Origin of the sequence: Pseudomonas sp. NPDC089428 (assembly GCF_044749325.1) — a bacterium.
Taxonomy (GTDB): domain Bacteria; phylum Pseudomonadota; class Gammaproteobacteria; order Pseudomonadales; family Pseudomonadaceae; genus Aquipseudomonas.
Map to the genome: position 1 here is coordinate 12815 of NZ_JBIVHT010000013.1, position 20710 is coordinate 33524.

15 protein-coding genes are annotated in these 20710 nt (G+C 61.9%); 10 read left to right on the top strand and 5 right to left on the bottom strand.

Annotated elements, in window-relative coordinates; genetic code table 11:
- Position 1 precedes the first annotated feature (1 nt).
- Together ACIPZ5_RS20990 and ACIPZ5_RS20995 are read left to right on the top strand one after the other, a co-directional pair.
- Positions 2–1636 carry an ABC transporter ATP-binding protein gene (locus ACIPZ5_RS20990; protein WP_261943894.1) on the top strand — a complete coding sequence of 545 codons (1635 nt, stop codon included), beginning with the start codon at positions 2–4 and terminating at the stop codon, positions 1634–1636.
- 9 nt (positions 1637–1645) lie between these two features.
- A complete protein-coding gene (locus tag ACIPZ5_RS20995) occupies positions 1646–2350 on the top strand; it encodes an NAD(P)H-dependent oxidoreductase (RefSeq protein WP_400810392.1) in 705 nt (234 codons plus the stop codon).
- A 153-nt stretch (positions 2351–2503) separates the two neighbouring features.
- Here the strand turns inward: ACIPZ5_RS20995 and ACIPZ5_RS21000 are convergent, their stop codons facing one another.
- Entirely contained in the window at positions 2504–3895 is a 1392-nt protein-coding gene (locus ACIPZ5_RS21000; protein WP_400810394.1) for an FAD-dependent oxidoreductase, read from the bottom strand.
- Between the two features lie 230 nt (positions 3896–4125).
- Between ACIPZ5_RS21000 and ACIPZ5_RS21005 the strand changes: the two genes are divergently transcribed.
- Genes ACIPZ5_RS21005 through ACIPZ5_RS21015 form a run of 3 tightly spaced genes read left to right on the top strand, consistent with a single transcriptional unit; the run spans position 4126 to position 7553 of the window.
- Positions 4126–5229: a polyamine ABC transporter substrate-binding protein gene (locus tag ACIPZ5_RS21005; protein ID WP_400810396.1), complete on the top strand. Its 1104-nt coding sequence runs from the start codon at positions 4126–4128 to the stop codon at positions 5227–5229.
- Between the two features lie 36 nt (positions 5230–5265).
- Positions 5266–6684: an aminotransferase gene (locus tag ACIPZ5_RS21010; RefSeq protein WP_400810397.1), complete on the top strand. Its 1419-nt coding sequence runs from the start codon at positions 5266–5268 to the stop codon at positions 6682–6684.
- 53 nt (positions 6685–6737) lie between these two features.
- Positions 6738–7553, top strand: a complete 816-nt coding sequence (locus ACIPZ5_RS21015) for a LuxR C-terminal-related transcriptional regulator (protein ID WP_400810398.1) — start codon at positions 6738–6740, stop codon at positions 7551–7553.
- A 19-nt stretch (positions 7554–7572) separates the two neighbouring features.
- Here ACIPZ5_RS21015 and ACIPZ5_RS21020 read toward each other — a convergent pair whose 3' ends face one another.
- Both ACIPZ5_RS21020 and ACIPZ5_RS21025 read right to left on the bottom strand, forming a co-directional pair.
- Positions 7573–8214 (bottom strand): DUF1109 domain-containing protein, encoded by a 642-nt coding sequence (locus tag ACIPZ5_RS21020; protein WP_400810400.1) that lies wholly within the window; start codon positions 8212–8214, stop codon positions 7573–7575.
- The gene (locus tag ACIPZ5_RS21025; RefSeq protein WP_313713034.1) at positions 8201–8782 is read right to left on the bottom strand and encodes a sigma-70 family RNA polymerase sigma factor; all 582 of its coding nucleotides are present in this window, start codon (positions 8780–8782) and stop codon (positions 8201–8203) included. Before ACIPZ5_RS21025 ends, ACIPZ5_RS21020 begins: the two co-directional genes overlap by 14 nt.
- A gap of 216 nt (positions 8783–8998) precedes the next feature.
- On the opposite strand from ACIPZ5_RS21025, the gene ACIPZ5_RS21030 reads away from it, so the two are divergent.
- Genes ACIPZ5_RS21030 through ACIPZ5_RS21050 form a run of 5 tightly spaced genes read left to right on the top strand, consistent with a single transcriptional unit; the run spans position 8999 to position 11602 of the window.
- Entirely contained in the window at positions 8999–9286 is a 288-nt protein-coding gene (locus ACIPZ5_RS21030) for a DUF2282 domain-containing protein (RefSeq protein ID WP_261943902.1), read from the top strand.
- Positions 9287–9302: 16 nt separating this feature from the next.
- Entirely contained in the window at positions 9303–10136 is an 834-nt protein-coding gene (locus ACIPZ5_RS21035) for a DUF692 domain-containing protein (RefSeq protein ID WP_400810402.1), read from the top strand.
- Entirely contained in the window at positions 10133–10888 is a 756-nt protein-coding gene (locus ACIPZ5_RS21040) for a putative DNA-binding domain-containing protein (protein WP_400810404.1), read from the top strand. The genes ACIPZ5_RS21035 and ACIPZ5_RS21040 overlap by 4 nt, the downstream gene beginning before the upstream one ends.
- Positions 10889–10898: 10 nt before the next feature.
- On the top strand, positions 10899–11366 hold the full coding sequence (locus ACIPZ5_RS21045) for a DoxX family protein (RefSeq protein ID WP_261943905.1): 468 nt from the start codon (positions 10899–10901) through the stop codon (positions 11364–11366).
- 20 nt (positions 11367–11386) lie between these two features.
- Positions 11387–11602 (top strand): ATP-binding cassette domain-containing protein, encoded by a 216-nt coding sequence (locus ACIPZ5_RS21050; RefSeq protein ID WP_400810406.1) that lies wholly within the window; start codon positions 11387–11389, stop codon positions 11600–11602.
- A 38-nt stretch (positions 11603–11640) separates the two neighbouring features.
- Here ACIPZ5_RS21050 and ACIPZ5_RS21055 read toward each other — a convergent pair whose 3' ends face one another.
- Positions 11641–16149 (bottom strand): RHS repeat-associated core domain-containing protein, encoded by a 4509-nt coding sequence (locus tag ACIPZ5_RS21055; RefSeq protein WP_400810408.1) that lies wholly within the window; start codon positions 16147–16149, stop codon positions 11641–11643.
- Positions 16146–20621, bottom strand: coding sequence for a hypothetical protein (locus tag ACIPZ5_RS21060; protein ID WP_400810410.1), 4476 nt, complete (start codon positions 20619–20621; stop codon positions 16146–16148). Before ACIPZ5_RS21060 ends, ACIPZ5_RS21055 begins: the two co-directional genes overlap by 4 nt.
- Positions 20622–20710 lie beyond the last annotated feature (89 nt).

The following is a 20710-nucleotide window of genomic DNA, read 5'->3' on the forward strand; positions in this document are numbered from 1 at the left end:
CATGAACCCTGATACGTTGCTGGAAATCCGTGACCTGCGCATTGAAGGCCATCACGACGGCGCCTGGCACCCGCTGATCAAGGGCATCGACCTGACCCTCAAGCGCGGCGAGGTGCTGGGCCTGATCGGCGAGTCGGGTGCCGGCAAGTCGACCCTGGGCCTGGCCGCGATGGGCTACGTGCGCGACGGTTGCCGGATCAGCGGCGGCAGCGTGTGCTTCGATGGCATCCCGTTGCTCGATTGCAGCGCCGAAACCCTGCGCAAGCTGCGCGGGCTGCGCATCGCCTACGTGGCGCAGAGCGCTGCCGCCTCGTTCAACCCGGCGCACCGGCTGATCGACCAGCACGTGGAGACCGCGGTGATCAATGGCGGCATCGAGCGCGCCAAGGCCGAGGCCGAGGCGGTGGAGCTGTACCGCATCCTGCGCCTGCCCGACCCCGAACACATCGGCCAGCGCTACCCGCACCAGCTGTCGGGTGGTCAGTTGCAGCGGGTGATGACGGCCATGGCCATGGCCTGCCACCCGGACCTGATCATCTTCGACGAACCGACCACGGCGCTGGATGTCACCACCCAGATCGAGGTGCTGGCTGCGATCCGTGACGCGGTGAAGACCTTTGGCAGCGCCGCGCTGTACATCAGCCATGACCTGGCGGTGGTGGCGCAGATGGCCGACCGCATCATGGTGCTGCGCCACGGCAGCCTGGTGGAAGAGGCGCAGACCCGCAGCATGCTCAGTGCCCCGCAGCAGGCCTACACCCAGTCGCTGTGGGCGGTGCGCAATTTCCACACCGCGGCCAAGGCCTGCCCGCGCCATGAACAGCCTTTGCTGGAAGTGCGCAATGCCGATGCCCGCTATGGCCAGCAGCCGGTGCTGCACGATGTGTCGCTGAAGCTCTATCGTGGCCAGACCCTGGCGGTGATCGGCGAGTCGGGCAGCGGCAAGAGCACCACGGCGCGTTTGATCAGCGGCCTGCTGCCGCCAACCTCGGGCCAGGTGCTGTACGACGGTGAGGCCTTGCCGGCCGACTACCGCCAGCGCAGCAAGGAGCAGTTGCGGCGCATCCAGATGATCTACCAGATCCCTGACACCGCGCTCAACCCAAGGCAGCGCATCGTCGACATCATCGGCCGGCCGCTGAGCTTCTACCTGGGGCTCAAGGGCAAGGCGCTGCGCGAGCGGGTCGCCGAGCTGTTGCGGATGATCGACCTGGAGCCGGCCAAGTACATGGATCGCCTGCCACGGGAGCTGTCGGGCGGGCAGAAGCAGCGGATCTGCATCGCCCGTGCCTTGGCCGCCGAACCGCAGCTGATCATCTGCGACGAAGTGACCTCGGCGCTCGACCAACTGGTGGCCGAGGGCGTGCTCAAGCTGCTCGACCGCATCCAGCGCGAGCTGGGCGTGGCCTACCTGTTCATCACCCACGACGTGGCCACCGTGCGCGCCATCGCCGACGAAGTGCTGGTGATGCAACGCGGGCGGGTGGTCGACCATGGCAGCCGCGAGGCGATCTTCCAGCCGCCGCACCGTGACTACACCGGGCTGCTGTTCGCCTGCGAGCCCGAGATGGACCCTGACTGGCTCGACCGTCTGCTGGCCGCGCGCAACCCCATTTCCCCTTTGACAACTGTTTGAGGATTGCCCATGAAAGTCCTGATCGTTCACGCTCACCCCGAGCCTCAATCCTTCACCGCCGCACTGCGTGACCAGGCGGCACAGACCTTCCGCGCCCAGGGCCATGAGGTGCAGGTCAGCGACTTGTACGCCATGGGCTGGAACCCGGTGGCCAGCGCCGACGACTTCAGCCACCGGGAAAACCCCGACTACCTGGTGTACGCGCTGGAGCAGCGCCTGGGGGTGAAGAGCGGTTCCATCGCCCCCGACATCCAGCAAGAGCTGGACAAGCTGCTGTGGGCGGACCTGCTGGTGCTCAACTTCCCGATCTTCTGGTTCTCGGCACCGGCCATGCTCAAGGGCTGGATCGACCGGGTGCTGGTGTCCGGGGTGTGCTATGGCGGCAAGCGTTTCTACGACCAGGGCGGCCTGGCCGGCAAGCGCGCGCTGGTGACCGTGACCCTGGGCGGGCGAGAGCACATGTTCGGCGAAGGGGCGATCCACGGGCCGCTTCAGGACATGCTGCGGCCGATCCTGCGTGGGACCCTGGCCTATGTCGGCTTCGAGGTGCTGGAGCCGTTCGTGGCGTGGCATGTGCCGTACATCAGCGATGAGGCGCGTCAGGCGTTCCTGCACAGTTACGCGCAACGCCTTCAGCACCTGTCGGATGACCTACCGCTGAGCTTCCCACGCCTGGACCAGTTCGATGAGGCGCTGTATCCATTGCAGCGCTGATCAGCGGGGTGGCCTGAACGACTTTGCAGCAGACCCGGTTTTCAGCTTGGCTGCAAAGCAGCCCCCGGAGGCCGGGTCAGGATTTAGAGGATGCCCAGTGGTCGGCGCCTTCCTCCTGGGCGATGTCGAGGTGGCTCATAAGTTGATGAGCGCTCATCCCTTGTCCGCCTTGCCGGCCGCGGCGGCGAACTTGGCCAGCTGGACATCCAGCCGGCGAGGGCGCCGGTTCAGGTCCTCGGCCCGCTCTTTGCGGCGAATGGCATTGCGCACCATCAAGGACCCCAGATAACGGATGGGTTCCGGTGGGAAATGCCCGAGCGGGCCATTGAGCAATGGCGAGCGTGTCCAGGGGTTATCCAGCCCCAGTACCAGCGACGACAAGATCTGCCCGCCCATGTGACAGGGGCCTACACCGCTTCCGGAATAACCGAAGCCATAGAAGATATTGCGATTGGCGCCCATGCGGCCGAAGAACGGCAAACCGGTGACCGAGCGATCCGAAGGGCCGTTCCAGCTTGCCGCGATATCGACGCCAGTGAATGCCGGGAAGAACGTTTCCAGCGCACCGCGCAGCAGGTTCGCATAGGGTGATGGCTGGTCGAATACCGGCAGCATGCGCCCGCCGAAGGCGAAGGTATTGCCGCCTTTGCCCAGCATGATTCGCCCGTCGGGTGTGTTGTGGTAGTAGTGCACGAAGATGCGTGAGTCAAGCACGGTCACGCCGCTGGTCAGGCCGATGCGCTGCAGCAGGTCCGGCCGCGGTTCGGTAATGATCATGTCGCTGGAGACAATGGCCACCGAACGCGAGAACTGTGGAAAGGTCCGGGCCATCCAGGCGTTGATCGCCAGCACTACCTTGCTGCACGTGACTTTGCCGTGGGGTGTGATGACCGAGGCTGGCTGCCCTTCGTCCAGGCCGACCATCGGCGAGCCTTCGTGAATGCGCACGCCCAGCCCCAGCGCCACACGGCGCAGGCCACGCACCAGCTTGGCCGGTTGCACGCTGGCCGCTGCGGGCGAGTACCAGCCTTCCAGGTGTTGGGCCGAGCCCGCCATCCGTTGCACGTCGGTGAGCGGGCGTTTGCTGAAAGTGTTGATGCCATGGCGCTCCAGCGCCGCGACCACCGCGTCGGTGGAGCCGACCTGAGCCTGGCTGGTCGAGGTATACAGCGTGCCGTCGAGGCGGTAGTCGGCATCCACGCCGTACTTTCTGCAGAAGTCGCCGATCGCGTAGATGCTCTGCTCCGACGCCTTGACCAGGCGCACGGCCTCTTCGAGCCCGAACAGACGCTCCAGGGTAAAGAACTTCGCCGACCACGACAGCGCGCAACCGCCGTTGCGCCCACTGGCGCCCGCGCCGCAGATGTCCGCTTCGACGATGAGCACATCGAGCTCGGGGTTCTGCTCCTTGAGCATGATGGCGGTCCACAGGCCGGTGTAGCCGCCGCCGACGATGCAGACATCGGCGCGGGTGTTCTGCCGCAGGGGCGGGCAGGGTTCATCGGGCTGATTTTTCAGGGCTTGTTCCAGCCAGAAAGGGCGCATCGTGCTTCTCCAGAAAGGGACCGAAAAGGGCACCAAGCAACGCGTGCCCTGTGCCACGCATCCTTGCAGTGCCCTCTTCATAAATAAAATCGATTTAACGTATGCATATATAAGTTCAGTCTATTAATGCGCGACCCCACCCATTCGGGTTATGGCCCCCTGGGCTAATCCCCCGGATAGTGGCTCCATCCGCTCACCCGAGCCGATCCTGATCACACGATGGAGTTGCTATGCGCAAGGCATTGAAGGTGATTTCCAGTCTGTTGCTGTGCTGCAGCGCCACGGCCGCCCTGGCCAACGAGGCAGACACCAGCAACACGCTCAGGTTGTACAACTGGACCGACTACATCGGCGAAAACACCCTCGCCGATTTTGAAAGGCAAACCGGCATCAAGGTGATCTACGACACCTTCGACGGCTACGAGACGGTCCAGACCAAACTCCTCACCGGCCGCTCCGGCTACGACCTGGTGATGCTCAATGGCTCCCTGGTGCCACCGCTGATCAAGGCCGGGGTGTTCCAGCCGCTGGACAAGGCCCGGCTGCCCAGCTGGGCCAACCTCGACCCGCAGGTGGTGCAGAGCCTGCAGGCCTTCGACCCCGGCATGCGCTACTCGGCGCCGTATACCTGGGGCAGCTCCGGCATCACCTACAACGTCGACAAGATCAGGCAGCGCATGCCCGACGCCCCCATCGGCTCGCTGGCCATGCTGTTCGACCCGAAAGTCGTCTCGCGCTTCGCCGACTGCGGGGTGACCGTGATGGACGCGCCCAGCGAAGTGATCCCGCTGGCCCTCAAGTACCTTGGCAAAGACCCGCAGAGTGCCAAGCCGGCAGACCTGAAGGCTGCCCAGGACGTGCTCATGGGCATCCACCCCTACATCAAGAAGTTCGATTCGGTGAACTACCTCACCAGCCTGCCCAACGGGGACGTGTGCATGGCCCTGACCTGGTCCGGCGACTACGCCACGGCCCAGGCCCGCGCGGTGGAGGCGAAGAAGGACATCAACCTGGCGTTCTTCATTCCCAAGGAAGGCTCACTGATCTGGTTCGACAGCCTCTACCTGCCCAACGATGCCCCCCACGTGGCCAACGCCCACCGTTTCATCGAATACCTGCTGCAACCCAAGACCATGGCCGATGTGACCAACTACATCCACTACGCCAACAGCAACGCGGCCGCCACGCCGCTGGTGCAGGCCGACATCCGCAACGACCCAGCGATCTACCCCGACCCGCAGACCCGCGAGCGGCTGTTCACCCAGAAGTCCCAGGACCCGCAGGCCATGCGCGCCATCACCCGGGTCTGGAGCACGGTCAAGACCGGCATCTGACACCTTTCACCGTACCGATCCGACAAGGAATTGCTTATGGCTACCCCGACTCGCCCATTGGCCGCCACCCCGATCAACGACCTGCTGGTGAAAGCCGACAAAGCCCACTACATGCACGGCTACCACATGTTCGACGAGCACGCCGAGCAGGGAGCGCTGAACATCCAGGCCGGTGACGGCGCCTACATCCACGATACCCAGGGCAACCGCTTCCTCGACGCCGTTGGCGGCATGTGGTGCACCAACATCGGCCTGGGCCGCGAGGAAATGGCGCTGGCCATCGCCGACCAGGTGCGCCAGCTGGCCTATTCCAACCCGTTCTCGGACATGGCCAACCCGAAAGCCATCGAACTGTGCCAGAAGCTTGCCAGCCTGGCGCCGGGCGACCTCGATCACGTATTCCTCACCACCGGCGGCTCCACGGCGGTGGACACCGCCTACCGGCTGATCCAGTACTACCAGAACTGCCGTGGCAAGCCGCACAAGAAACACGTGATCGCCCGCTACAACGCCTACCACGGCTCCACCTGCCTGACCATGTCGATCGGCAACAAGGCCGCCGACCGGGTGCCGGAATTCGACTACGCCCACGAGCTGATCCACCACGTCTCCAACCCCAACTTCTACCGCGCGGCAGACGACATGGACGAGGCCGAGTTCCTCGACTTTCTGGTGGCCGAGTTCGAGGACAAGATCCTCTCCCTGGGTGCGGACAACGTCGCGGCCTTCTTCGCCGAGCCGATCATGGGTTCGGGCGGGGTGATCATCCCGCCCAAGGGCTATTTCCAGCGCATGTGGCAGGTGTGCCAGACCTACGACATCCTCTTCGTCGCCGATGAGGTGGTCACTTCGTTCGGCCGCCTGGGCACCTTCTTCGCCTCCGAAGCACTGTTCGGCGTCACCCCGGACATCATCACCACCGCCAAGGGCCTGACCTCGGCCTACCTGCCACTGGGCGCGTGCATCTTCTCCGAGCGCATCTGGAAGGTCATCGCCGAGCCGGGCAAGGGCCGCTGCTTCACCCACGGCTTCACCTACAGCGGGCACCCGGTGTGCTGCGTGGCGGCGCTGAAGAACATCGAGATCATCGAGCGGGAAAACCTGCTGGCCCACGTCAACGATGTCGGCAGCTACCTGGAGCAGCGCCTGCAGACCCTGGCCGAGCTGCCATTGGTAGGCCAGGTGCGCTGCATGAAGCTGATGGCCTGTGTCGAATTCGTCGCCAACAAGCAGACCAAGGCCCTGTTCCCGGACGCGGTGAACATCGGCGAGCGCATCCACGTGCGGGCCCAGGCCAAGGGGTTGCTGGTGCGCCCGATCATGCACCTGAACGTGATGTCGCCACCGCTGATCATCACCCATGCCCAGGTGGACGAGATCGTCGCTACCCTGCGCAGCTGCATAATCGAGGCGGCGCAGGAACTGACCGAACAGGGCCTGTATCACGGCCAATGATCGACCTGCAGCCAAAGATGCACGCGCATGCCCCGGCCGGTAGACTGCGGGGCATGAGCCGAGCACACGAAAACACCACAATAAACCTGCCGTTTCATGCCCTGCAGCAATGGCACAACGCCCTGCAACAGGCCTTCGCCCACAGCGAGGGCCCGGACGCGCTGAGCTGGCTGGCGGCAGCCATCAGCCAGCTGGTGGCCGCCGAATCGATGCTGATCAGCCTTGAGCGCAAGGGCCAGCCACCGCAGCTGTTGTATCAGCAGGGCATTCCGCACCGTTACCACGAGGCGGTGCTGGAGCGCTATTTCGCCGCGGGTTACCTGCTTGACCCGTTCTGCCTGGCGGTGGAGAAGGGCCTGGCCCAAGGCTTCTACCACCTGGAAGACATCGCCCCGGATAATTTCTTCGACAGCGACTACTACAAGACCTATTACCTGGGCACCGGCTGCAGCGAGGACAGCTACTTCATCGTCGACCTGGGCAACGACAGCAAGATCTCCCTGAGCCTGTTCCAGGGCTGCAGCGGTGCACGCCTGGGCGTGGCGCAGCTGCACCTGTTGCAGGCAGTGGAACCGATGGTACGCGAGCTGCTGATGCGCTTTGCCCGGCATGGGCTGGCGCAGCAGCCGGAAGCGAAAGGGAGCGTGCAGGCTGCGTTCGACAGTTTCGGTTGCGGGGTGCTGACCGAGCGCGAGCGGCAAGTGGCGCAGATGGTGCTTCAGGGGCATTCGGTGAAATCCACGGCCCACGAGCTGGGCATTTCGCCAGAGACAGTGCGGATGCACCGCAAGAACCTCTACCTGAAGCTGGAAATCAACTCGCAATCGGAGCTGTTTGCCCAGTTCATCAGCTGGTTGCGGCGCGACTGAGCGATGCTTGCGGGCAGGCTCACCAGCGCAGCAGCCGTGGCCCCAGCCACGCGCCGAGTGCGGTTGGCAGCAGCATGCCGAGGACGTACCACAGGCCCCAGAACGGCACGCCCATCTCGGGGCAGTGCAGGCAGTAGGCCAAGGTCGCCGTAGACCCGGCCAGCAGGCCGCCTGCTGCGCCAGCCTGGCGCAAGCGGGTCGGTGCCAGGCCGCGCAAGGCCCAGAACACACTCACCAGCCCTGGCAGCGACAGCAAGGTAATGTTCAGCGCACAGGTGCGCCAGGTGCGGCCGAACAGCAGGTCGGCGCGCGCCTCGAGGGGGGCGCCGGCAAGGCTGAGCGCCGCGCCCAGCCACAGCAGCATCAGGGGCAGGCCAAGCAGCCCCCAGGCCATGCCACCGCGCACGCCGGGCCTTGCCAGCCGGCTGGTCAGCCACAGCCCGAGCACCGCCAGGCTGCTGGGCAAGGCCACCTTGGCCCAGAACAGCGGGGTGCGCGCCACCTCGGCAAGGTCGCTGCGCACACCGTAAAGGGCCACGGTCATCAGCACGGCCGCCAGCATGCCCAGCAGCATGGCCAGCCCCAGGCGCCTGCCGGTTGCGTTGTGCTGTACCGGGCCTTCGCCTGCGGCCAGCAGGCTGATCAGCTCATCGGTCTTCATGCTTGCCTCCAATCAACCTGGCCAGTGCCTTCAGGCCGCGATGTATGCCCACTTTGACCGCAGAGCTGGAAAGCCCGGTCAGTTGTGCGGTTTCTTCCACCGACAGCCCCTGCAGCTTGACGTGGACGATCGGCAGGCGCTGACGCGCCGGCAGTTGCTCCAGCAGCCTGGCCAGGTCCCGGCTGGCTTCGGCCGGCTCGGCATCGCTGCTGGCGAACAGTTCGGTATCGTCATCCAGTGGCGCGTTGTGCGCATCGATGCGGGCCCGGTTGCGCAGGTAGTCGACCAGCTTGTAGCGGGCGATTGCCTGCACCCAGGCGGTCAACGGCTGTTGTGCCTGGTAAGTATGCCGCGCGTTGTGCACCGCCAGCAGCACCTCCTGCAGCAGGTCCTCGATCTCGGCCGGGCGATTGGCCAGGCGCCGGCGCAGAAACGCCCGGATATGCAGCGCCAGGGCCGCAAGAAATGCCCGGTAGGCCTGCGCATCGCCCGCGAGCCCACCCAGCAGCAAAGTTTGCAGCTGGGCCTCGCGCGCCTCGAGTACTGCCTGTGAGTTAGTTCGCTGCATGGGCCGCCTGGGTTACACCCTGGGTGCATTTACTGTGAGCCGACCGTTGGCGACGCATGGCACCCACGCATGCGCCCCCTGGATTGAAACGTTAGGTCGCCGCAGCCGGTTGAGCGAAAATTTTTTCCAGGGCTGTAACCCGATCCGCGCACGCCGCGAACTACTCCATGAGCCGCCGGTAAAAATGCCACGGCCACAGACCCAGGAGACTTCCACATGAAAACCTTAGCCCTCGCCACCGCCGCCCTGGCCCTCGCTTCGCTGGCAAGCGCCGCCCTGGCCGCCACCCCGACCCAGCCAGCCGGCAGCGGCGCCGCCATGGAAAAATGCTACGGCGTCGCCATGGCCGGCAAGAACGATTGCAAGGCCGGTGCCGGTACCACCTGTGCCGGTTCTGCGAAGAAGGATTACGACGGCATGCACTGGAAAAACGTCCCGGCCGGCACCTGCACCTCGATCAAGACCCCGGCCGGCATGGGCTCGCTGACACCGATCAAGTCCTGAGCAGGGGAGGCCGACCATGAACGGCAATCTACCGTTGGGCGCCGGCATCGGGCTCAAGGCCGAGCACTATGCCCAGGCGCTCGCGTGCCGCGCCGAGGGGCTCTGGTACGAGGTCCACCCGGAGAACTACATGGTCGGCGGCCCGCGCCTTGCCTGGTTGATGCGTATCGCTGAGCGCCATCCGCTGTCGCTGCACGGGGTGGCGCTGTCGCTGGCGGCCGATGCCGACCCCGACCCGCTGCACCTGCAGCGTTTGCGCACGCTGATCGACCAGGCCCGGCCGGTGCTGGTGTCCGAGCACCTGGCCTGGTCGACCTGGCGCGGTGCCTATCACCCCGACCTGTTGCCATTCCCGCGCAACAGCGAGGCCCTGGTCCGCATCACCCGCAACATCCAGCGCAGCCAGGAGGCATTGGGGCGGCGAATCTCGATCGAGAACCCCAGCCACTACCTGCAGCTGGACGGGCACGACTGGGATGAGATCGATTTCCTTGCCGAGCTGGCCCGGCGTACCGGCTGCGGCTTGTTGCTGGACGTCAACAACGTGTACGTCAGTGCCCACAACCTGGGCTTCAGTGCCAGTGACTACCTGGACCGTTTTCCGGCGCAGGCCATCAGCGAAGTGCACCTGGCGGGTTACAGCCATGATGCGCAAGGCAGTTTGTTGATCGACTCCCATGATGCGCGCATCGCCGAGCCGGTCTGGGCGCTTTACCGGCGCCTGGTCACGCGGATCGGCCCGCGCCCGACACTGGTCGAGCGTGATGGCAATGTTCCGCCTTTCACCGAGCTGTTGGGCGAACGCGCCATGGCCCAGTCGGCCCTGAGTGGCCCGGGAGTGCAGCCATGAACCTGACCTTGAGCGAGTTTCAGGACGCCTTCGTTGCAGCCTTGCAGGGGCGCCCGGCACCGGGCCTGGCGGCGCTCACCAGGCAGCCGGCTTTCGCGGTGTACCGCAACACGGTCATGGCCGGTTGCGTGGAGGCATTGTGTGCCAACTTCCCCAGCGTCCTGACCCTGGTCGGGCGCGAATGGATGGAGGCTGTGGCGGCGGCCTACGCAGGGCAAATGCCGCCCGGCGATCCCCGGCTGATCCATTACGGCGCAGGCTTCGCCGACTTTCTCGAACAGGCGCAGGCACAACACGGGGTGCCGTACCTGGCCGCGGTTGCGCGGCTGGATACCTGCTGGAACGAGGCCTTCAGCGCAGTCGATGCACCTTGCCTCGACCTTGCCGAGCTGGCCGGCATGACGGCCGGCGACCTTGCGCGTAGCGTCTTGTACCCCCGTGACAATGCCCGCTGGCACTGGTGCGCGGAGCACCCGGCCTACTGCCTGTGGCGCTGCGGCCGCGAGCAGCTGGAGTGGGCAGACGATCAGCCCTGGGACGGCGAAGGCGTGCTGTTCGTCGGCAGCCCCGAGGGCGTCAGCCACCAGCCGTTGGAGCAGGGCGGTTGTGCGTTCCTGCAAGCCTGCGCAGCCGGGCAGACCCTTGAACAGGCCTCATCGTTTGCCCAACACACCCAACCGGACCTGGACTTCAGCGACCTGCTCGGCCGCCTGATCAGTGCACAGGTCTTCTGCCCGCTGACCTTTCCCTGAGGAAACCACCATGGACCACGTCCACCCCACGCCTTTGGCCAGCAACCTGCGGCACGCCTGGAACCGGCTTGCCGAGTCCCTGCAACAGCACCTGAGCGACAGCGTACTGTGCCTGGTTGCGCGGTTCGGCATTGCCTCGGTGTTCTTCCTTTCCGGGCGCACCAAGGTCGAAGGCTTGCTGACCATCACGCCGAGCACTTACGAGCTGTTTCGCACCGAGTATGCCTTGCCGCTGATTTCCCCTTGGCTGGCGGCACACCTGGCCACCTACGCCGAGCACCTGTTCTCGCTGCTGCTGGTGCTGGGCCTGATGACCCGCCTGTCGGCGCTGGCACTGCTGGGCATGACCACGGTGATCGAGGTGTTCGTCTACCCCGATGCGTGGCCCACCCACCTGACCTGGGCAGGGTTGCTGCTGCTGTTGATCGCGCGGGGGGCGGGTAGGCTGTCTCTGGATCACCTGCTGAAGGTGCGCTGATCGCGAACCTCGGCCTGCACATGCAGGGACGTGCGCAGCAACCGGCTGCGCCGGTGTTCGCGGGCAAGCGCGCTCCAGCAACGCCGTTACCCGTTGGGGAGCTCGACCGCCGTCCGCTGGAGCTATCGGATGGGCAGCGCCAGCGCATCGCAATTGCCGGGGCGCTAGCGATGGGGTCAAAGGTGCTGGTGCTGGATGAACCTGTGCCGGTTCTTTCGCGGATAGACCCGCGATGAGGCCGGTACAGGCGCCAGAACAAGAAAAGCTATGAACACTAGTTCGAAGTGCTTCTGAAACTGAGTCCTTTCTTCAAGTCAATATCATCATGTGCACCTGCGACCATGGCACCTCCAAAGTTGAACAACGCGCCCACCATCCGGTCAGACTTCGACGAAGTCTTATCGCGTACCCATCCACTGGCCGACGTAAAGAATGCGGTAGTGTTACTGATTTTTCCGGCATCTACGTCCTGCGTTAATTGTACGTATTGTCCTAGCTTCGCTGCCGAAATATCGGCAGCTCCGTTGGAAGCCAGGTTTGAGTTCACCATATTGACTGCCTGGCTGAAAGGTTTGTTGCTTTCGGCATTACTCAGCTGTTCGGCAAGCGCAGAACGGTTTGGGATCACCCCCACCGGCGGCTTTTGAGTACCGGGCATGAGTGATTTTATGGCGGTAGCAAATGCACTGGAGAGCAAAGATGAATCGTTCGCTGGTGGAGGCGCAGCAGGGGGAACTTGGCTGGAGCCACCGGGTAGGGGGGTTCCAGTTCCCCCCGCAGGATAGCCAATCTTGCCGTTGACTCTTTGCGGCATGCGCATTCCCAGTTTTTTCATTAGGGATGCTCCTAGTCTTTGGTTAAGGCTGGGGCGAGCCACAACCCCTGGCGTGTACATCCAGCTACGCGAGCGCCCCAATGTTCTACTCATGCTATTGGAATGTATTGAAAGGCGCAGGGAGCGTAAGGCGGTCAACGTGTTTGAGCCCAATTTCCCAAGCACGCCTCCCAAAAATCTGGCTCCGCTATGAGCCAAGCCTAGCAGGCCAGCAGCCATCGCCGCCCACCCCAGTTTCTCTGCCAGTTCAGGGTTGCTCTGTTGCACCGACACCTGCGCGATGGTCAAACCTGCATACGCCAGCGTCGATCCATACATCACTGCCTTCGCCACCCCGGCCATCTGCGAGCCTAACGCCGGCGCACTGGCCAGTGCCATCATCACGTGCCCCACAGGTTCCAATGTCCGCGACAACTCCGGGTTCGACTGCCTCAATGCCATCCCCGTCGCCGTGACGGCGGCACCCGCTGTATAGACGATCATCAGGCCGGCGATCACCGGTGCACTGAGGGTGCCCGCCGAACCTATGATCATCAGTGCGCCAAAAATCGTCAGGCCAGCGAACAACAGCCACTCCCCGAAGCTGGCAGCCTGGGGCGGCGCCGTCTCCGTGCTGGGCGTCAGCGCCGCAAGAATGGTATCGAGCCTTGCCAGGCTATCTGCCTGGGCCTGGCGGCTGAGCATGATGTGGCCACTGGGGTCCTCGAAGTTGACCGGATCGGCTTTCGGGCAGTAGGCACGGTCATTCGGGCCGGCCGCACCCAGGGGGCTCCAGTCGTCGGGCTGGCAGAACACTTTGTGCTGGGCGTCGTAGAAGCGGTAGCCGTCGCCCAGATGGTACCCCCCCGTCACCCGATCCACCCGCTGGCGGTTGTAACCGACACCCACCGATTGACGGTTGAGGGTGGCCAGATCGGTTACGCCCCAGGGCGTGAACGTGACCGAGTTGCGAACCCAAGCGCCATCCTTGAACTGGTATTCGTCACCCCCGCCGGTCTGCGGGTCGCCGAGCACGAACAGCCATTGATCGCCCAAGGCAACCGCAAGGCCTGCCTGGTCATCCAGCGTCAGGCGCTTGAGCACCTTGCCTGCAGCATCCAGCCAGGTTTCCCCACTCAGGCCATTGGCACCATAGTTGAGGATGCGGCGCTGGTTGTTGACGACATCACACTGGGCGATCAGCCGGTCATGTTCGTCATACTCGTAATAGGTCAGCGGCGTCGTGCCACCCTTGGCAGTCACTGACCTCAGGCGGCCGCTCTCGGTGTAGGCCAGGGACTGTTCCCGCTCGTTGGTCGCGAGGTTGCCGTTGGCGTCGTACGTCAGGGTGACCGTGCGGGTAGTGGCCTTGCCGGCAAGGGTCGAGGTGCAGGTCATCGCGGTGCGCCGAGTCGGATGCATCGCATCGTCGTAGGCATAGTTGCGTACCAGCGTGTCGTTGTTGCTCCGCGTGGTCGAGCATTGGGTCATGCTGCCCAGCTCGTCGTATTGGTAAGTCTCTTTCTTGATGGCATGCCCTTCGTCATCCTTGACCTCCTCGCCCGCCACTGCGTCCACCGTCCATTGCTGCAATTCATCGCTGGTACCGGTCACGCTGGTGTAATAGACGAATGTCTCGGTTCTTGCCCGCGTGCCGTCACGGTACAGCGTCTTGCTTAGCAGCTGGCTGGCCGGTGACCAGGTTTGCTCGTAGCGCACCTTTTCCTGGCCATTCAGTGAATAGCTGAGCGTGGTTTCGCGGCCGAAGGCATCGTAGTCGTGCAGCACCTGCAAGTGCTGGCCGCTGCGCATGTCCTGCACCGTGAGGCAGGCCAACTGGCCCAGTGCGGTGTAGGTGTAATGGTATTCGAGTGATCCGCGGCGTAACCGGCTGCGGTAGCCTTGGGCATTCTCCCAGGCCTGCAGGGGCAGGCCGTTGCTGTTAAATGTGCCGGTCAAGACACCGCGCAGGGAGGCCGAACCCTCATCGCGCTGCTGTTGGTCGTGCACCGTCCGGTTGAAGCGCCAGGTACCCAGCAGCAGCGGCTGCAAGGTTTCGCTGGTGACCAGGCTTTGATGATCGCCGTGCACCGGGCGTTTGGCCTGCAAGGCCTGTGTGACGGGGCTCAGCTTGAAGGTTACCAAAGGTGTCCTGCTCGCTGTGCTGCTGCTTTTTTGGGCATACCAGGACAGGCTGCCATCGTCGTTGCGTGCATGGTAAAGGCTTGTGCCATCTGGCTTCACGTAACCGTCTGGTCGGGTTCGCAGCGTTTGGCTGGTATCGCTGCCCCTGACCAGCGTCGACACGACGCCCTCATTGAACGTGCGGCTGGCCAGTACCCGTTCCGGCGCGTTCGCCGACTTTTTCACACTCATGCGAGTCGGGGCGTGGTTCAAGCCTTCATAGGCCCAGGCAATGATCGATTTGTCCGGCTGGGTCAGTTTCTCTGGGCGCCCCAGGCCGTCGTAGCTGATATCCCAGGTTCTGGCTTGCTTCGCATAGCCGGGGATATCCTCGCGCACCTGGGTGCGCTGGCCTTTCTGGTTGAGGGTCTGGGTGGTCGTGATGGCAGCGCCGGCGGCAGGTTTCTCGAGGCCTTTCCAGGTTTCGTGAGTCAGGGTGACCGATCCGTCCGGCAGGTTGCGCTGGGTGGATTGTTGGGTGGTCAGTGCGCCTTGCGAGATCAGCCCCAGGGTGGAGCGGGTGGTCAACGACACATTCTGATTTTTGTCGGTCACCACCGGGTCATGCCCGTGGGCCTGCCAGAACCAGGCCTTGCTCTGCTGAGGCAGTACTTTGACGTTGTCGATGCGCAGCCCACCCGGCAAGTAGTCGAACATCACTTGGTCGGCCATTTGCCTATCGCTGTCCCACGATGTTTCTTCCACTGTGCAATAGTTGGCGGCACTGTGGTCAGGCCCTGGCACGCGTTGCAGCTCACGGCGCACGATGCGTTGCTGGCCATCGTAATAGCACTGCTGGTGACGCCCCAGGGCGTCGCAACTCCTGACCAGCCTGCCCTTGCCGTCTTGCGCGTAGTGGATGGACTCCGAGTGGGTGGGGCTTAGCGTAGTCACCACGCCCGTGGTAAAGGCACTTTCTTCGAACGCATAGGTGTCACTGCCCACGCCCCGGCCCAGGCTATCGTACCGATGGCAGGTGAACGCTATGGCTTTGCCCTCGTTGTCTTGCTGGGTTTCACGCAGCAGGCGGCCGGTGCGCGCCGACACGATCTGGCGTTGCAGGATGGCTGTTGCCGTCGAGTAGGGTGTGGTGCGCAGCCGTTCGTAAGTGGCGGCTTGTTTGCCGATAGTCACCACCTCGGTCACGGTCTGGGTGCTGCGAGCGTTGTCGTCCTGGTACCACTGGGTGGCGATGCGTTCGCTGCTGCGGACCGCGCTGGCCTGGAGCTGGTAGTTGGCCTGCACCAGGGAGACGGACAGCGCAGTCGGCTTGGCCAGCGTCACGTCCTTCAAGGCCAGGGTGTCGCTGTCGGCAAAGGCTTCGAAGCCTTCGAAGGTCAGCACGGTGTTGGGCAGCAGGGTGCCGTGCTCGTCGCGCTGGTTCAGGGCGTAGCCGAACAGGGTCAGTACCGGGGCCTGGCGGGTACCGTCGGGCAGCAGCAGGTACTGGTATTGCGCGCACAGTGGCAGCAGGCCTTTACCAGCCTCCGGGCGCTGGGTGCAGCTGAGCTGGGTGGCATCGGCCAGTTTCCGGCCGGTGCTGCCCTGCGTGGCGTTGGTACCGGTGGTGACCTTGGCCAGTGTCAGCCCTGCCACCAGCTTGCTGATATCCAGTGGATGGGCGTCGGTTTCGTAGTACCAGAGCCGTGTGTGCAAGCCGTCGTCAGTGATGAACTCCATAGGTTCCAGGCCGCCTGGGCGGTAGCGGGTAAGCGTGGTTTCCGTGAGCGACGTCGCTGGAAGGGTGGGCGACGGGCTGGAGGTGGTCTGATCCGTGCTGGTCATGGCTGCTGTTCCTCGGCAGTGGCGGCGACGCGGAGATCTTCGACGGTGATGTGCTGCTCTGTTTGCCGCGGCTGGCGCAGCGGCTCGGGCACGGCGTTGTCGGTTTGATAAACATGGCGCGTGATGCGCTGCTGCTCGCCGGGGACCTTCTCGATCAGGCGCGCAAGTTGCGTGGCACCGTCAGCGCTGTGAGACCACTCCCAGCAGGTGGATGGGATCTGTTCCAGGTCGCTGCCGACTGGCGCGTGTGCGTAGCGGGTGGCTGCGGTGATTCGCGCGCCCCGGCCCCAGTCCCAGTCCAAGTCCCAGGCCCAGGCGTGGTGGATATTCGGTTGTTGGCCACCGGGGACCAAGGTTTGCAGAACGACGCGAGGTAATGAAAAGCGCCTCTGCCAGTCGTAGTCGACCACTTCCCGTGAACCATCGTCCTCGGTAACGCCGCACAATACATTGTCGAGCACTGGCGTCGCCGCGTACTGGAAGTGCAGGCGCTGGTCGGGCTTGTCGGGCTGGGAGCCGCTGGAACGAGTCAAACGCCTGAGCAGGCAGTCCTTGATGTCCAGGGTGATACAGCACCGCTCATCCGTCTCTGGCCAAAGGGTGAAAACGCTCTGTTGGCTGCCCTTCAGCATCGGCTCGGCGGAGTGTTCGGCCTTGAGCAGAACGTTGACGCCGTCCTTTATGCTATTCAGGCGGACATGGCCCTTCACGCCTTGCCAGGCCAGTTGCAGCGCTCGACTGTCGGCCTTGAGTTGCAGGGGCACCAGGATCAAGGCATTGCGCTCGACATCGGCGAGTGCCAACTCCATTTCCGTTTTCAGTTTGTTCAGCTCTATTCTATTCGCGATGACCTGTTTGAGTTTTCCCCGGTCCTTACCTAGCGAATCGATGCCCCATGTGGTGCTGATAAACGGCGCAATAACGGAAGAGAGATGAATACATTGGGTTTTCTCGTAGTCATCAATTTTTGAACCAGCCCCAAGACCTATGCCTCCGGCAAACAAAGCACCGAGAATGCTCCATATCGGCGGTGCATCTTTTGATGGGGTTTTCAGGTCTTCCAGTGCTTTATCGATTTGCTCAATGATCTCATTGATCTTGCTTTTAAGGCGGTCTTTATAGGCCCCGCCACTTTCCAAATTGTCATGAGTCTCGGGGAGGCCCAGTACTTCCTCGTGGCCGTTGAGGAGTTCGATTGTGAGATCACTCAGGTGATAGACCTGTCGCTTGTCACCTCCAGCGCTCAACTCGACGGTAGTTCCTTTGGCTGCTTTGAGGGTATAGCCAAGGCGTACTATCGGCTCGCCATTGATCAGTTGCTTGACGTCATCAATGCTGAGCTCATGTACGGTGCCGTTGCTCAGTATCAGGCGCCGGTTTCGATTGTCGTAAGAAGAAAAACCGGAGAACGCAAAGCCATCGCCGAGGGCGCTTTCGTTGGCACGTAACGGCGAGTAGTTGAACACCAGTGGGATCGCAGGCGTGTTGCCGGAGAGGCTGGACAGCGTTGCAATTGTGTGATGGAAGTGGAACAGGCCTGTCTGGGGCGAGACGCCATGGGGCTGCGAGCCGCTGGAGGCAAAGAGCTCGGACCCTGCGGTATTGGCCATATCGGCACACAGTGTGTCCTGCGCAGGCATTTCAGACACTTCTTTCTTTGCGGTGCAGCTTTGGATTTTCTTCCAAAGAGAACCTGGCGATACGATGCCGATCAAGATGCCTGCTGTAGCGCTGTCTTCATCTGGTTTGAAAGGGTAGTTTAAATCGAGTGTGAGTTCGCCGTCATCTTGGCTACATGAGACTAGAGAAAAGCCTTTATCGATGGATTGAGTATCGAGTGCAATGCAGAGTTGCTCCCGTGGTGAGGAGGTGCAGATCTCGATAGTTGCGAAGTGGCTTTGGGTTGTTGCTACATCTGAGAGGGTCTTTTTGATGAGTGTTCTGTTATAAAAAGCCCGCTTAATAAGTTTAATGATCTGGGATTTTGTGTTGAGGTGGAATGTGCGGCCAAAGAGGTCCGTGTACCCTTTAATAATATATAGGCAGGCGTCAGAAGTTTTCTGAGGGATGGGGCCGATGAACTTAGATGATTTTCTTCTTAGGTGTAAATGTTCTCTAATGCTGTACGACTTAATTAATTTGCTTGCGTCGAATTTTTCTGGGTCTTCTGGAATGACCATATTGATTAGCATCGGATTTTTTAGGGTTGTTTTTTTGAGGTAATCAATGGATTTACTTCCTTCCTGAAAAATTTTTAAGTATAAATAATCTACGGGGTCTATGTATTCGTATGGTTTAAATTCGATTTTATTGATATTGAGGATGTGATTGTTATATTCCTGGATTGGTCCATTTGTAATGAGTTTATCGATGTAGAATGGCAAGAGGGGAGTGTCATGATTGTCAGTCGCTATGGGTTCGGGAGTTATTTTTCTCAGTGTTGTTTGTAAGTGAAGAGTAGTCGCTTCGCACAATTTCCAATGGTTCAGAGAGGTGCCGGAAACATTGGATTCGATGCTGACTCCAAGCCAAACAACCCCGTTTTGTTTCAAGTGCTCTTCAAGCGTTTTCGCCAGCTTGGCCCGCTTTGCTGCCTGATCGAGTGAAGACTCCATCGCCGATAACGTAATGGATGAAGTGTGGCAGAGGTATCCCGTGCGCGTGTCGCGGCTCTCAATGAGCAACTGGCTACCGTCGTCGTCAAGACAGGCCTCAAGCACGTCATCGATCTCCTTGCCGGAGCGGCTTGACCAGGCAGGTGATGCCAAGGGCTCGCTCATCCAGATGCGAAGTGGCACCGCTGCGCGTAGGCAACGCCATGTCGAAGCAGGGGCCGTGCCGCTGCTGCTTGCCTGTTCCAGTTTGATGTAGGGGGCCAAGGGGCTGCCAGCCAACTGGCTGGCCAACGCGCTCGGCCACTGGTCCTGCGCTTTAGTTGCAACACTTGGGCAGAACGTGAACGGCGATCCCGGCAGCGGTGCGCCCGTTACATCATCGTGCACCGCAATCATCACCTTGGTTTCCAAGGCCAGGTCCGCGCTCACGGTGAATGATGCGTGCTCAAGCCAGTTGACGGATTCAAGTTGCACAGAAAGGTCGGACAGTTGCGGTATCCAGAGCTGATTACCCTGCTCCGCGGGCGTGATGCTGATGCCATCGTCCTGGAGTTTGCCGGCCCTTAGCATCGCACTGTGCTTGTTGAGGAATTCGCACAGCGGTTTGCTCCAGCTGCTGCGGGTGCTGTTAGCTTCGGGCTCCCAAAAATGAGATGCGTACAGGTGCTGGCTGGTCCTGTGGCGTACTTGTATGCAAACCCGTTCTCCCAGAGGCGGCGCTGTATCTGGAAGCCGGAGTGCACTGACCTGATTGGCCTTGAACGGAAGGTTGCTGAGCAGCTTGCAATGCGAATCAAATGCCCACAAACGATCGACCTGGCGTTTCTTGATGTTGTTGTAACCCGTGAAGGTTTGCGAGGTGGGGGCATCGGTGTTTTCGGTAAATTCGGCGTCGTCCGAGAGATGCCCGGCCTGGAGCAGCACGGAGCCCTCGACCAGCGTGCGGTCGGCCTGGATCGCCTTGACCAACGCAGCCGGCCAGGCCGCGCGGGCCTTGTTGGCCTCGGTCGCTTTCAGCGAGACGGTTTTCAGCACGCGCCCGTCGATGGGGTCGACGGCCCAGACGTGAACGCTTTCGTGCGGTTGCAGGTCCCGGTCTGCCAGCACATGGCAGGGGCTTGCCCAAACGCAATCGCCTGTGCCCAATTCACTGTGCTCGAAGCCTGTCATGCAGGGCAGTTCGGCCAACGGTTCGACCGTAAGCGCAGGGGTATCACTGGGTAGTTTAAGCACATAATCAGGTGCGATACTGGGTGGTTCAAGTACATAATCAGGTGCGATTGCATGCACGAATGCCTGGTATCGGGTGGCTTCCATGTCCACGAAGTCAGGCGCTGGGGTGTTGTCGCGGAGGAAAAAGAAGACGTAGCTCAACTCATGGTATGGGAAAAAACTCTTGGAGATCTTCTTTAAAATCCTGGGGTTGGCAATTGCGATTTTCAAAGCTTCGGTGTCCTCATCGCGGAGGAGCGTTACCGTGCTTGGGCTTTCACCCTTTGAAACCTTGCCGACCTGATAATCGGCATGGGTTTTAGAACCCCTTCGTTCGAGCAGGAGTGGGTGAGGGATGGTATGAAGTTTATCGTGGTAGCTGGCCTTCACCAGCCGCCAGCCTCTCTTGAAAAACTTGGAAAATTCGTTCGCTATTTCTTGCTTTGTTTTTTCAAGGGATTCGAAGCTTTTGATATCGCTCCAGCGTAAATTCTCGAAATCTTCATATTTGGGCGTTGGCGTGAAGCTGACGTACTCATCGTTGTAATTTCCCCAGTAGCGGGCACAGCCGTTGACAGTGACGGGGTCGCCTGCATCGAAATACCTGAACACATCCATTTCGCTGTTGATTTTGTTGGCGCTCATTTCAACCTCTCAGGTATGGGGCCCCAACAGGGGGCTTGATCACGCTGCTGAGCCGATGTTGAAAACAGGGATGATTGAGTGTTCATCTG

Excerpts from the sequence above, each read along its gene's own strand:
- ACIPZ5_RS20990 (WP_261943894.1), top strand. The coding sequence starts at position 2 with ATGAACCCTGATACGTTGCTGGAAATCCGTGACCTGCGCATTGAAGGC.
- ACIPZ5_RS20995 (WP_400810392.1), top strand. The coding sequence starts at position 1,646 with ATGAAAGTCCTGATCGTTCACGCTCACCCCGAGCCTCAATCCTTCACC.
- ACIPZ5_RS21000 (WP_400810394.1), bottom strand. The coding sequence starts at position 3,895 with ATGCGCCCTTTCTGGCTGGAACAAGCCCTGAAAAATCAGCCCGATGAA.
- ACIPZ5_RS21005 (WP_400810396.1), top strand. The coding sequence starts at position 4,126 with ATGCGCAAGGCATTGAAGGTGATTTCCAGTCTGTTGCTGTGCTGCAGC.
- ACIPZ5_RS21010 (WP_400810397.1), top strand. The coding sequence starts at position 5,266 with ATGGCTACCCCGACTCGCCCATTGGCCGCCACCCCGATCAACGACCTG.
- ACIPZ5_RS21015 (WP_400810398.1), top strand. The coding sequence starts at position 6,738 with ATGAGCCGAGCACACGAAAACACCACAATAAACCTGCCGTTTCATGCC.
- ACIPZ5_RS21020 (WP_400810400.1), bottom strand. The coding sequence starts at position 8,214 with ATGAAGACCGATGAGCTGATCAGCCTGCTGGCCGCAGGCGAAGGCCCG.
- ACIPZ5_RS21025 (WP_313713034.1), bottom strand. The coding sequence starts at position 8,782 with ATGCAGCGAACTAACTCACAGGCAGTACTCGAGGCGCGCGAGGCCCAG.
- ACIPZ5_RS21030 (WP_261943902.1), top strand. The coding sequence starts at position 8,999 with ATGAAAACCTTAGCCCTCGCCACCGCCGCCCTGGCCCTCGCTTCGCTG.
- ACIPZ5_RS21035 (WP_400810402.1), top strand. The coding sequence starts at position 9,303 with ATGAACGGCAATCTACCGTTGGGCGCCGGCATCGGGCTCAAGGCCGAG.
- ACIPZ5_RS21040 (WP_400810404.1), top strand. The coding sequence starts at position 10,133 with ATGAACCTGACCTTGAGCGAGTTTCAGGACGCCTTCGTTGCAGCCTTG.
- ACIPZ5_RS21045 (WP_261943905.1), top strand. The coding sequence starts at position 10,899 with ATGGACCACGTCCACCCCACGCCTTTGGCCAGCAACCTGCGGCACGCC.
- ACIPZ5_RS21050 (WP_400810406.1), top strand. The coding sequence starts at position 11,387 with ATGCAGGGACGTGCGCAGCAACCGGCTGCGCCGGTGTTCGCGGGCAAG.
- ACIPZ5_RS21055 (WP_400810408.1), bottom strand. The coding sequence starts at position 16,149 with ATGACCAGCACGGATCAGACCACCTCCAGCCCGTCGCCCACCCTTCCA.
- ACIPZ5_RS21060 (WP_400810410.1), bottom strand. The coding sequence starts at position 20,621 with ATGAGCGCCAACAAAATCAACAGCGAAATGGATGTGTTCAGGTATTTC.